A 12,571-nucleotide genomic window follows, 5' to 3' on the forward strand; every position below is an offset into this window, starting at 1 on the left:
ACAAATTAACCGGGAGCCTTGCGTGTAGGGAAAATCCGGTTAATACGGTAAGGGAAAATACCGCACGTCCGGTTTTCTCGCCGTGGGGACTACGAGAAAAAGGTACAAAAGCCCGATGAAGGCAGCATCCAAGTTTCTGAGCGCCGCTTCCGCGGCGGCTTTGTCCGCCGCTCTGGTCGTGCCAGGCGCGCTCGCAGTGCAGTTCGCCGCCACGTCGGTGGCCGAGGCCGCGGTCATCTCGCGTGTCGAGGTCAGCGGCAACCAGCGCGTCGATGCGGAAACCATCCGCAATTACATTTCGATCAAGCCGGGCAAGCCTTTCTCCAGCTCCGATATCGACGACGCCGTCAAGGCGCTGTTCGGCACGGGGCTGTTCTCGGACGTTCAGATCAACCAGGTCGGTTCGAGCCTGGTCGTCAAGGTTTCCGAATACAAGGTCGTCAACCAGGTCCTGTTCCAGGGCAACAAGAAGATCAAGGACAACGCGCTTCAGTTGGGTATCCAGCTGAAGCCGCGTGCAACCTTCTCGCAGCAGGCGCTGGACGCCGATGTCGAGGCGATCAAGACGGCTTACAAGCGCATTGGCCGCGACGACGCCGCGGTGACCACGCAGGTCATGGATCTCGGCGACAATCGCGTGAACGTTGTCTTCAACATCAACGAAGGCGGCCGCACCCAGATCGCGGCGATCAACTTCGTCGGCAACCACGCTTATTCCAGCCGCCGCCTGTCGGACGTCATCAACACCAAGCGCTCATCCTGGCTGTCCTTCGTGCTGCGCGACGACGTCTATGACGAGGACAAGCTGCGCGCCGACCAGGAGCTGCTGCGCCGCTTCTACTACAATCACGGCTATGCCGACTTCCAGGTCGTCTCGGCCGTCGGCGAGCTTGACGACGCCACCAACAAATACACGGTCACCATCACCGTGCAGGAAGGCGATCGCTATACGTTCGGCGACGTCAGCGTGGAAAGCACCATCCCGGAAGTCGATTCGAAGTCGCTGGAATCGGCGGTCGAAACCCACAAGGGCGACGTCTACAATGCCAAGGACGTCGAGGATTCGATCGTCGCGTTGACCGAGAAGGTCGCGGGTTCGGGCTACGCCTTCGCCCAGGTGACGCCGCGCGGCGACCGCAATTTCGAGAACCACACCATTTCGGTCGTCTACACCATCGACCAGGGCACCAAGGCCTATGTCGAGCGCATCGAAATCCGCGGCAACGACCGCACGCGCGACTATGTCATCCGTCGCGAATTCGATGTCAGCGAAGGCGATGCCTTCAACCAGGTTCTCATCCAGCGCGCGAAGAAGCGGCTGGAAGCCCTTGATTATTTCCAGTCTGTCGACATTTCGACCGTCCCCGGCTCGGCGCCGGACCAGGTCGTGCTGGTGGTCACCGTGGTCGAGAAGTCGACCGGCGAATTCTCGATCGGCGCTGGTTATTCGACTGGCGGCGACACGCCCGGCCCGTCGATCGAAGGCTCGATCACCGAGCGTAACTTCCTCGGGCGCGGCCAGTACATCAAGCTGTCGGCCGGCGGCGGCAGGCATTCGCGCGACTATGCCATTTCGTTCACCGAGCCTTACTTCCTCGGCCGGCGTATTGCGGCGGGCTTCGATATTTACAAGTCCACCCGCGAATACGATCACTACGACACAGACACAACCGGCGCGACGATCCGCTTCGGCCTGCCGATCACCGACAACGTTTCGACGCAGCTGGCGTACAATATCTCGCAAGAGAAGTATTCGATTGCTGATAACTGTCTGACAGGCGGCGTGTATGTTCCTGGCAGCCCATGCACGATCTCTCCGGCCATTATTGAGGGTGTCGGCGAGAGCCCTTGGCTAAAGTCATCGGTCAGTTTGGGCTTGGTCTACAACACCATCGATGACATGAAGAACCCGCATGAGGGTCTCTACGTTACTGGTGTAACCGAAGTTGCTGGTCTCGGCGGCGATGCTAAGTGGGTCAAAGTGACCGGGCGTGCAAGCGTGTATCAGACGTTGTCGGAGCAGCTCGACCTTGTCGGCCTCGTTTCTGGCGGCGCAGGCTACATTGCGGGCTATGGCGACAACGGTCTGCGTATCTTCGACCAGTTCCAAAGCAACGATCGCATGATCCGCGGCTTTGAGTATGGCGGCATCGGCCCTGTGGATCCGCTCACGGGCGATCATCTCGGCGGCACGACCTATTTCAATGCGTCGGCCGAAGCGCAGTTCCCGCTGCCTGTCATTCCAGAAAGCTTCGGCTTGCGTGGTGCCGTGTTTGCCGATGCGGCAACGCTTTACGGAACCAAGATTACTTCGGTTGCGCAGGAATCGACGGACATGAAGCTACGCGCCTCGGTCGGTGTCGGCCTGATGTGGGCTTCGCCGTTCGGCCCGATCCGCATCGACTATGCGATCCCGGTCAAGAAAGAGTCGACCGACGACGTGCAGGAATTCAACTTCGGTATCGCGACCCGCTTCTAACTTTGTGGTTGCGATGGTTCCGGGCCGGATGACGGCCCGGAGTGGACCGATCCAACCCAGCTGGATATTACTTCTGGAATGACCGATCCGGTGTTCTTCGCGCCTTCACGCCGGTACACGGCTGGCGAGGTCGCGAATCTGACCGGCGCCAGCCTGTTCGATTCCGATCAGGCCGAAATTGCCATCGAGGCGCTGGCTCCCGCCAACGAGGGTGGCAACGGCGCGCTCGTCTTTGTCGACGGCAAGCGCAATTTCGCCTTGATGCCGTCGCTCAGGGCGGCCGCGGTGCTATGCCCCGCCGATTTCGCCAGCAAGGCGCCGCCGGGCATCGCGGTGCTCATGCATCCGCGCCCGCAACAAGCTTTCGCGATGGTCGGGCGCCTGTTGTTTCCGCAGGCTGCGACTCCGGGGCCATTGACCGGAGAAACCGGCATATCGCCCCACGCGTTTATCGATCCATCCGCGCATATCGAGGACGGGGCGATCGTAGAGGCGGGCGCCGTGATCGGTCCCGGCGTATCCATCGGCAGCGGCACGGTCGTTGCGCCCCACGCCGTTGTCGGCCGTTCCTGCCAGATCGGCCGCGACGGCTTCATCGGCCCCGGCGTCAGCATTCAATATGCGCTTATCGGCAACCGCGTCATCATCCATGGCGGCGCCAGGATCGGCCAGGATGGTTTCGGCTTCGTCGGCGGCGCCAAAGGGCCTGAACGCGTGCCGCAGATCGGCCGCGTCATCATCCAGGACGATGTCGAGGTGGGCTCCAATTCGACCGTCGACCGCGGCGCGATGTCCGACACCGTCATCGGCCAGGGCACCAAGATCGACAATCTGGTGCAGATCGCCCACAATGTTCGCATCGGCCGCAATTGCATTATAGCCGGGCTTTCGGGTATTTCCGGTTCCGTCGTCGTCGGCGACAATGTCACCATGGGCGGCGGTGTCGGCCTCGCCGATCATCTGACCATCGGGCCAGGGGCCAAGCTTGCTGCGAGAAGTGGATTCATGAACAACGTGCCGGCAGGCGAGGTCTGGGGAGGTTACCCGGCGCAACCCATGGCGGAAGCCATGCGCGAGATAGCGATGCTGCGCAGGATGGCCAGGACGCGCAAGCAAGGCGACGGAAATGGCTGATACGGTGGCAACTTCACTCGACGCGGTCGACATCATGGGGCTTATGAAGCTCCTGCCGCACCGCTATCCGTTCCTGCTGATCGATCGCATCGTCGACATAGACGGAGACGAGTCCGCAGTCGGCATCAAGAACGTGACCATCAACGAGCCGCATTTCCAGGGCCACTTTCCCCAGCAGCCAGTCATGCCCGGCGTGCTCATCATCGAGGCGATGGCCCAGACCGCAGGCGCGATCTGCATTCGCAGCCTCAACACCGAGAAGCCGTCGCTGGTTTATTTCATGACCATCGACAACGCGAAATTCCGCAAGCCGGTCGTTCCAGGCGATCAGCTCAGGATCCACGTCAAGAAGATCAAAAAACGCGGCAACCTGCTGAAATTCGCCTGCGAGGCGATGGTTGACGGCGCGAAAGCCGCCGAAGCCGAGGTTTCGGCCATGATGGTTACCGGCTGACGGTTCGAAATGCTCATGAAAGTCGCGACATCCATCCATCCTTCCTCGGTCGTCGAAGAAGGAGCCAAGCTCGGCGAAGGCGTCCGTATCGGACCCTTCTGCCATGTCAGCGCCGATTCGATCCTCGGCGACCGCGTCGAACTGGTCAGCCATGTGTCGGTGATGGGCGCCACGTCCATCGGGGCGGGGACAAAGGTCTATCCGATGGCGACGCTCGGCGCGCCGCCGCAAAACACCAAGCACAAGGGCGGTCGCACTACTCTGGTCATCGGAGCGAACTGCACCATTCGTGAAGGCGTCACAATGCATGTCGGCACCGACACCAGCCGTGGCGAGACGACTGTCGGCGACAACGGCAACTTCCTCGCCTATGCCCACATCGCCCATGATTGCGTCGTCGGCAAGAACGCCACCTTCGCCAATGGCGCGACGCTGGGCGGACATTGCGAGATCGGCGACAACGTCTATATCGGCGGCCTGACCGCCGTTCATCAATTCGTGCGCCTCGGCGACAATGTGTTCATCGGCGGCTGCGCGGCGGTCGTTGGCGACGTCATTCCTTATGCCATCGCCGCCGGCAACCGCGCCAAGCTGCGTGGGCTGAACATCATAGGTCTCAAGCGCTCCGGCCTGCCGCGTTCCGAAATCTACCTGCTGCGCAAAGCTTATAGGACGATCTTCGATCGTTCCCGCACCGTCGGCGAGAATGTGGAACTCGCCAAGGCCGAGTTCGCCGGGTCGCCAACGGCCATGAAGATCATCGATTTCATCACAAGTCGCGGCAAACGGCACTTTGCCGTCCCATCGCTCAAGGGCGACGGCGACGACGACAGCGGCGATGACGAGGGCTGAGCCGGCCAAGGCAGGGCTCGTACTCGCGCCGGGCTCCAGGGTCGGCATCATCGCCGGTGGGGGCAGCCTGCCCGTCGAGGTTGCCGATGGTCTGCTCAAGCAAGGTTTTATGCCCTTCGTGATCATCGCCGAGGGTGAGGTCGACCGCGAGGCGGACTTTTCCGCCTACGAGCGGCAGACGCTGGCACTGGAAGATATCGGCCTGCTGCTTCCCTTGTTGAAGCGCAATGGGATCACGCATCTCGTTCTTGCCGGCGAAATCAAGCGCAGGCCGCGTTTGAGCAAGATTCGACCGACACTTGGCTTGCTGGCCATAATACGTTCCGTGATCAGAGCGCTGAGACGCGGCGACGACGGCTTGCTGAAAGTGTTGACCCGAAGCCTTGAAGATCGGGGCATTGCGGTGGTCGGCGCGCATGAGGTCGTTCCCGAACTGACGGCTGGCGAAGGCACGTTGACGGCGGCTCATCCAAACCAATCGGACTGGCGCGACATCAAAGCCGGACGCGCCGCCGCCAAAGCCATTGGCGCGCTCGATATCGGCCAGGCGGCGATTGCGATCGGAGGTCGAGCCATCGCGCTGGAAGGCATTGAGGGCACTGCCGGCCTGCTCGACAGAACGCGGGAATTGCGCGGCCACGGCAGGCTGGCCGGCAAGGCGCGCGGCGTGCTGGTCAAATGCGCCAAGCCTGGGCAGGAGCTGCGCGCCGACTTGCCCTCCATCGGCCCGCATACGATCGACGCCGCACATGCCGCCGGGCTGGCCGGCATTGCGCTGGAAGCCGGCCACTCCCTAATTCTCGAAGGTCCGGAAACGCTGGCGCGCGCCAATGCTCTCGGCCTGTTCATCGTCGGCCTGCCCGCCATGGAGGCGGCCAATAAGGAGCCGGCTAATGGTCGCTGACAAGCCGCTCAAGCTCGCGATCGTCGCCGGCGAGGAATCCGGCGATCTGCTTGGCGCCGACATCGTGCGGGCGCTCGAACGCACGACCGGCCGCAAGGTGCAGCTCGTCGGCATTGGCGGCCGCCACCTGCAGCAACTGGGGCTGACCCCACTCTTCGACGGCGGCGAGATCGCGCTGATGGGCTTCAGCGCGGTGCTACGCGACCTGCCGCGGCTGATGCGTCGCATCAGCCAGACGGCGGCGATGATCGCAGCCGAGCGGCCCGACTGCCTGGTTACCATCGATAGTCCGGATTTTTCTCTGCGTGTCGCAAAGAAGGTCCGCGCAGCGGCGCCGGCCATTCCGATCGTCCATTATGTCTGCCCGAGCGTATGGGCCTGGCGGCCGGGCAGGGCTGTGGCGATGAAGCCCTATGTCGATCACATCCTCTGCATCCTGCCGTTCGAGGTGAAGGCGCTCGCTCGTCTTGGCGGACCGCCGGGCACTTACGTCGGCCACCGGTTGACGCAGGATCCGGGCGTGCTTGGCGCCGCCAAGGCGCAGAGCCAGCCGCGCGATCTCGCCGACGACCGCGTCAAGACGGTGCTGGTGCTGCCCGGCTCGCGCCGCGGCGAGGTGCGGCTGATCGAGCCCTTCGGCAAGGCGATGTCGGCGCTGCGCCAGCGCGGCCACCGCCTGCGCTTGCTGTTGCCGACGGTGCCGCATGTCGCCGAGCTGGTGAAGGCCTCGGTCGCGAGCTGGGACGACAAGCCGGAAATCATCACCGAGCCGGAGCGCAAATGGCAGGCCTTCGGCAAGGCCGACGCGGCGTTGATCGCGTCTGGGACGGTTTCGCTGGAACTGGCGCTCGCGGGCGTTCCGATGGTTTCCTGCTACAAGCTCGACCCGATCGCGCGCCAGCTTCTGCAGCATTTGGTGACGACGTGGTCGGCGCTGCTGCCCAATTTGATATCCGACCGCGCGCTGGTGCCGGAATTCTACGATCAGTATGTCCGGCCGGAGAACCTGGCGCGGCAGCTGGAAGCCCTGTTTGCCGACACCGGCATGCGCGCCTGGCAAAAGGCGGGCTTTGCCGAGATTGCCCGGCGCATGGCGACCGATCGGCCCTCGGGCGAGATCGCCGCCGAGGTGGTGATGGGGTGCATAAAGAGAGTGAATAGGGAGTAGCGAATAGCGAATAGGGCTGTGTCGGCTTCGCCCGTTTCCCCTATTCGCTACTCGCTATTTCGATATTCGCTCAATTACCTTTTCGCAATCGGCACGTAATCGCGTTCCGTGGCGCCGGTGTAGAGCTGGCGCGGGCGGCCGATCTTCTGGTGCGGATCCTCGATCATTTCCTTCCACTGCGCGATCCAGCCGACGGTGCGGGCGACCGCGAACAGCACGGTGAACATGGTGGTGGGGAAGCCCAGCGCCTTCAGCGTGATGCCGGAATAGAAGTCGACATTCGGATAAAGCTTCTTTTCGATGAAGTACTCGTCGGTCAGCGCGATCTTTTCCAGCTCCATCGCGATGTCAAGCAGAGGATCGTCCTTGATGCCGAGCTCGCCCAGCACCTCATGCGCGGTCTTCTGCATGATCTTGGCGCGCGGATCATAGTTCTTGTAGACGCGGTGGCCGAAGCCCATCAGCCGGAACGGGTCGTTCTTGTCCTTGGCGCGGGCGATGAACTCGGGGATGTGATCGACATGGCCGATCTCGCCCAGCATGTTGAGGGCCGCTTCGTTGGCGCCGCCGTGCGCCGGACCCCACAGGCAGGCGATGCCGGCGGCGATGCAGGCGAACGGGTTGGCGCCCGAAGAGCCGGCCAGGCGCACGGTCGAGGTCGAAGCGTTCTGCTCGTGGTCGGCGTGCAGGATGAAAATGCGGTCCATCGCGCGCGCCAGCACCGGATTGATCTTGTATTCCTCGCATGGCACGGCAAAGCACATGTGCAGGAAGTTGGCCGCGAAGCCGAGATCGTTCTTCGGGTAAATGAAGGGTTGGCCAATATGGTACTTATAGGCCATCGCCGCGATCGTCGGCATCTTGGCGATCAGGCGCATCGAGGCGACCATGCGCTGATACGGGTCCGAGATGTCGGTCGAGTCGTGATAGAAGGCCGACAGCGCGCCGACCACGCCGCACATCACCGCCATCGGATGCGCGTCGCGGCGGAAGCCGGTGAAGAAGCGCGACATCTGCTCATGCACCATCGTGTGGCGCGTCACGCGATAATCGAAGTCGTCCTTCTGCGCCTTGGTCGGCAACTCGCCGTAGAGCAGCAGATAGCAGACCTCGAGGAAGTCGCCGTGCTCGGCGAGCTGATCGATCGGGAAGCCGCGATGCAGCAGGATGCCGGCATCGCCGTCGATGAAGGTGATCCCCGATTCGCAGCTCGCGGTGGAGGTGAAGCCGGGATCGTAAGTGAAGGCGCCGGTGGTGCTGTAGAGCGAACCGATGTCGATGACGTCCGGCCCGACCGTCCCGCTTCGCACCTTTAATTCGTGCGTCTTGCCGGCGAGCTCGAGCCTGGCGGCCGACTCGCGCTTTTTGCTGCCCGGTTCCGGTTTTGTCGCAGCTTCGCTCATTCTCAACTCCTTTTGTTCCTCATGCCGGCAAGGCAATTCCTGCAAACGACACGTCGAAGTCACCGGAATGCGCGAACTCGCCACCGCATTTTAGGAGGTGCGTGCCAGATTGGGCCAAGCCCAATGTTGCACTGCGAAACACACCTTTCAATGCCAATCTTCTTGGGCCAGCTCGCTCCTAATCGATTTGATCTCCAATGCGCGCAAGGCTTTCCTCGCGGCCCAGCACGGCAAGCACATCGAACACGCCTGGCGAGGTGGTGCGGCCGGTCAGCGCGGCTCTCAGGGGCTGCGCCACGGCGCCCAGCTTGTGCCCGCCGGCCTGCGCGAAGTCGCGGATCGAAGCCTCGGCCGAGGCGGCGTTCCAGTCGCCCTGAACAGAAGACAATGCGCCATGCGCGCCGCGCAGAATCGCGCGCGCATCCGCGTTGAGCAAGCCCGCCGCCTTCTCGTCCAGCGGCAACGGCCGCTCGACGAACAGGAACGCCGCGCCGTCGACCAGTTCCACAAGCGTCTTTGCCCGCTCCTTGAGGCCGGGCATGGCGGCAAGCAGTTGCGCCTTGCGCCGGTCATCGAGCTTTGCCGCGAGCGCCGGGCCGCCTTCGAGATAAGGCAAGGTGGCGACGAAGATGTCGAACAGCGCCCGGTCGTCCATCTTGCGCATATGGACGCCGTTCAGCGCCTCGAGCTTGGCGAAGTCGAAGCGGGCCGCGCCCTTGTTGACGTCGCCGATGTCGAACCAGGCGATCATGTCCTTAATCGACATCACCTCGTCGTCGCCATGGCTCCAGCCGAGCCTGGCCAGATAGTTGAGCAGAGCCTCGGGCAGGTAGCCCATGGCGCGATATGCCTCGACGCCGAGCGCGCCGTGCCGCTTCGACAGCTTGGCGCCGTCGGCGCCGTGGATCAGCGGGATGTGCGACATCGACGGCACGTCCCAGCCCATGGCGTTGTAGATCACCGTCTGGCGCGCGGCATTGGTCAGGTGATCGTCGCCGCGGATGATGTGGGTGACGCCCATGTCGTGATCGTCGACGACGACGGCATGCATGTAGGTCGGGACGCCATCGGAACGCAGGATGATGAAGTCGTCGAGATCCTTGTTGGGGAAGCGCACCTCGCCCTGCACGCGGTCGTTGACGATCGTCACGCCCTCGGTCGGCGCCTTGATGCGGATCGCGCCCTTGACGCCTGCCGGCGCCTCGGAGGGGCCGCGGTCGCGCCAATGGCCGTTGTAACGCGGCGGCAGGCCCTTGGCACGTGCGGCCTCGCGCATCGCCTCCAGCTCCGCCGGCGTCTCGTAGCTGTAATAGGCCTTGCCCATGCGCACGAGCTCCTCCGCCACCTCGCGGTGACGCGGCGCACGCTCGAACTGCGAGACGGCTTCGCCATCCCACGAGAGGCCAAGCCAGGTCAGCCCGTCGAGAATGGCAGCCGTGGCGGCTTCGGTGGAGCGCTCGCGATCGGTATCCTCGATGCGCAGCAGCATCGTGCCGCCGGTGTGCTTAGCATAGAGCCAGTTGAACAGCGCCGTGCGCGCTCCGCCGATATGCAGGTAGCCTGTAGGCGAGGGGGCAAAACGGGTGACGACCTTGTCGGACATGGAACTCTCGAGGAAGCGCTGAAAAATGCATGTTTCGCGCAGACTTCCACGCGACCGGCGTTCATGTAGCATAGGCGGTCTGGGGCGCAAGGGGCAGACCCGATGGCTGGACGTGGCCGGGGCGCGGAGGAGAGCGGGGAAACGACAGCAGGCGTCAGCGAACGCCTGATGTTCGCTCATGCCGTGCCCGAAGAGGGAACGCCGCTTTCGCTTCAGGCGCCGCGTCCGCCAGCCGGGCTTCTGCCAACTGGCGGCGGCACGTTACCGCCAGCATCGCCGACAGCCAATGTCGGCCGGATCCGCAGACAGCTTGGCCGCGTTTCGCTTCCTGCTCTGCGCCGAAGCGTTGCGGTCGCCGCCACCACCGAGCTCGACCGCGGCGTCGGCTTTCTGCTGGTGCCGGTGTTCCTGGCAGCCGGCGTGATCTGTTACTTCTCGCTGAGCGCCGAGCCGGACCTCTACAGGCCGCTCGCGGCGGTCGCCCTGATGGCGGTCTGCGCGGCGGTCTCGCGTTCCCGGCACAGAACGCACCTTGTCTTCATGGCGGCGTTTTTCTGCGCCTTGGGCTTTCTCGCGGCCAAGGTGGAGACCTGGCGGATGGCGACCCCGATGCTGGGTTCCGAAATCCAGACACGGCTGACGGGCCGCCTCGTCACCGCCGAGGCGATGGCCAACGGCCGTGTCCGGCTCACCATAGATCTGATATCCACGGAGCGTCCGAAGCTGCGCTACGCGCCGGACCGCATCAGGCTGTCGGCGCGCAGGATCCCGTCCGGCATGTCGGCCGGGTCGATGCTGACCGGCTATGCCAAGCTGCTGCCGCCGACAGGTCCTGTTCGGCCGGACAGCTACGACTTTTCCTTCGACAGCTATTTTGCCGGCATAGGCGCCAGCGGCTTTTTCCTGGGCGATCCGAAACTTGTCGCGCCGACCCCGAGTGCGCCAACGGAGGTGCCGTTTGGCGCGCGCGTGGCATCGGCCATAGAAAATGCTCGCGAGGGGATTGCCGACCACATCAGGAGCAGCATCGGCGGTTCCGAGGGCGAGATCGCGGCGGCGCTGATCGTCGGCGTTCGTGCTGGCATTCCGGAAGCCATCAATGAGTCGATGCGGCGGACCGGCATCTACCACATCATTTCGATCTCCGGCCTGCATATGGCGCTGGTCGCCGGCACGATCATGGTGCTTTTGCGCGGCGCCTTCGCGCTGTTTCCGGACTTCTCGTCGCGCCGGCCGGTGAAGAAATATGCCGCTGGCATCGCGCTGGCGTCGATCGCCGCCTATCTCGTGATCTCCGGCATCGTGGTGGCGGCCGAGCGAAGCTTCATCATGCTTGGCGTGATGCTGGTCGCCGTGCTTTTCGACCGCGCGGCGCTGACCATGCGCAACCTGGCGATCTCTGCCATCGCCGTCATCCTGGTCTCGCCGCATGAAGTGGTCGGCCCGAGCTTCCAGATGTCCTTCGCCGCCACCGCCGCCCTGGTCGGCGCCTATGCCGGCTTTGCCGACTATCGCGCCGGCAAAACGACCGCGCCGCCGGCAAAGCGTTCGTTTCTCGGGTTCTTATCGCGAAAACTGGCGATTGGAGCGGGTGGCGCCGCCGTGACGTCGCTCATCGCGGGCAGCGCAACATTGTTGTTTGCCATCTGGCACTTCCAGCGGGTGTCGCCGCTCAGCCTGCTGGCCAATCTGGCGGTCATGCCGATCGTCTCATTGGTCGTCATGCCGTTCGCCGTGCTGAGCGCGCTGGCCATGCCCTTCGGCTTAGACGGTCCCTTCCTCTTTGTCATGGGCAAAGGCCTGACGGCGATGATCGCCATTTCGGCATGGATTTCCGAGCGCTCACCGGTCGACGCCGTGGGGCTGATCTCGATCCAGTCGGTGCTGCTGGCGACGGTCGCGCTGGTCATCGCGACCATGGCTACCACTTGGCTGAGGCTTGCCGCCGTACCTTTCGCGCTCGCTGCGCTGCTGGCCATTCCGCACGTCCGCACACCGGACGTACTTATCTCGGAGGATGCGCATCTGGTGGCGATGCCGATCGGCGGCGGCGAGCTTGCCGTCAACCGCGAACGCTCCAACGAGTTCACCACCGACAACTGGAAACGGGCGCTGAAAGCCGAGGAGATCGTGCCGCCAGAAAGGTTCGCCAAAGATACGCTGGACATTGCCGATCCCGTCGAGCTGCCGCCCGGCTCGCCCTTCTATTGCAGCGGCGATCTCTGCATCGGTCGGCATCCTTCCGGCGCGATCGTCGCGCTCGCCGAGACCCGCGACACCGCCCGGCCGGCCTGCGGCTTCGCCGACCTCATCGTCATCAACGACGCCACGGCCTATAACCCGTGCCGCGATCCGCGTGTGCTCGTCGTCACCAAGCGGCAGCTGGCGCGCGACGGCAGCGCCGCCGTTTTCTTCGATCCGCAATCGGCAACCGCGCGGCCAACCGTCCGCTACGCGGTCGTAGAACCATACCGACCCTGGCACGAGCAGCGGAAATACACGCGCGAGGCGAGGGGACTGGCGCCCTATAAGCAGCCGGAGAAACCAGCCGCCGCACCGGGCCAATAGATTGTC

At 63.6% G+C, this 12,571-nt stretch carries 9 protein-coding genes; 7 read left to right on the forward strand and 2 right to left on the reverse strand.

What is annotated here, in order from left to right:
• Positions 1-115 precede the first annotated feature (115 nt).
• From bamA to lpxB, 6 genes are all read left to right on the forward strand, one after another.
• Positions 116-2,479: an outer membrane protein assembly factor BamA gene (gene bamA / locus FJ423_RS10080; RefSeq protein ID WP_140841293.1), complete on the forward strand. Its 2,364-nt coding sequence runs from the start codon at positions 116-118 to the stop codon at positions 2,477-2,479.
• A 78-nt stretch (positions 2,480-2,557) separates the two neighbouring features.
• Positions 2,558-3,613, forward strand: coding sequence for a UDP-3-O-(3-hydroxymyristoyl)glucosamine N-acyltransferase (gene lpxD, locus FJ423_RS10085; protein WP_140545926.1), 1,056 nt, complete (start codon positions 2,558-2,560; stop codon positions 3,611-3,613).
• Entirely contained in the window at positions 3,606-4,067 is a 462-nt protein-coding gene (gene fabZ / locus FJ423_RS10090) for a 3-hydroxyacyl-ACP dehydratase FabZ (protein ID WP_095765364.1), read from the forward strand. The genes lpxD and fabZ overlap by 8 nt, the downstream gene beginning before the upstream one ends.
• A 15-nt stretch (positions 4,068-4,082) precedes the next feature.
• A complete protein-coding gene (gene lpxA / locus FJ423_RS10095) occupies positions 4,083-4,919 on the forward strand; it encodes an acyl-ACP--UDP-N-acetylglucosamine O-acyltransferase (protein ID WP_140841295.1) in 837 nt (278 codons plus the stop codon).
• Positions 4,906-5,823, forward strand: coding sequence for a UDP-2,3-diacylglucosamine diphosphatase LpxI (gene lpxI, locus FJ423_RS10100; protein ID WP_140841297.1), 918 nt, complete (start codon positions 4,906-4,908; stop codon positions 5,821-5,823). The genes lpxA and lpxI overlap by 14 nt, the downstream gene beginning before the upstream one ends.
• Positions 5,813-6,991 (forward strand): lipid-A-disaccharide synthase, encoded by a 1,179-nt coding sequence (gene lpxB / locus FJ423_RS10105; RefSeq protein WP_140841299.1) that lies wholly within the window; start codon positions 5,813-5,815, stop codon positions 6,989-6,991. Before lpxI ends, lpxB begins: the two co-directional genes overlap by 11 nt.
• Positions 6,992-7,065: 74 nt before the next feature.
• Here the strand turns inward: lpxB and gltA are convergent, their stop codons facing one another.
• Together gltA and gltX are read right to left on the reverse strand one after the other, a co-directional pair.
• On the reverse strand, positions 7,066-8,394 hold the full coding sequence (gltA, locus tag FJ423_RS10110) for a citrate synthase (RefSeq protein WP_095765367.1): 1,329 nt from the start codon (positions 8,392-8,394) through the stop codon (positions 7,066-7,068).
• A 178-nt stretch (positions 8,395-8,572) separates the two neighbouring features.
• Complete coding sequence (gene gltX, locus FJ423_RS10115) at positions 8,573-9,997, reverse strand: glutamate--tRNA ligase (protein ID WP_140841301.1); 1,425 nt, start codon at positions 9,995-9,997, stop codon at positions 8,573-8,575.
• 102 nt (positions 9,998-10,099) lie between these two features.
• Between gltX and FJ423_RS10120 the strand changes: the two genes are divergently transcribed.
• The gene (locus FJ423_RS10120) at positions 10,100-12,565 is read left to right on the forward strand and encodes a ComEC/Rec2 family competence protein (RefSeq protein ID WP_140841303.1); all 2,466 of its coding nucleotides are present in this window, start codon (positions 10,100-10,102) and stop codon (positions 12,563-12,565) included.
• Positions 12,566-12,571 lie beyond the last annotated feature (6 nt).

This window comes from Mesorhizobium sp. B2-8-9, from assembly GCF_006439475.1.
GTDB lineage: Bacteria > Pseudomonadota > Alphaproteobacteria > Rhizobiales > Rhizobiaceae > Mesorhizobium.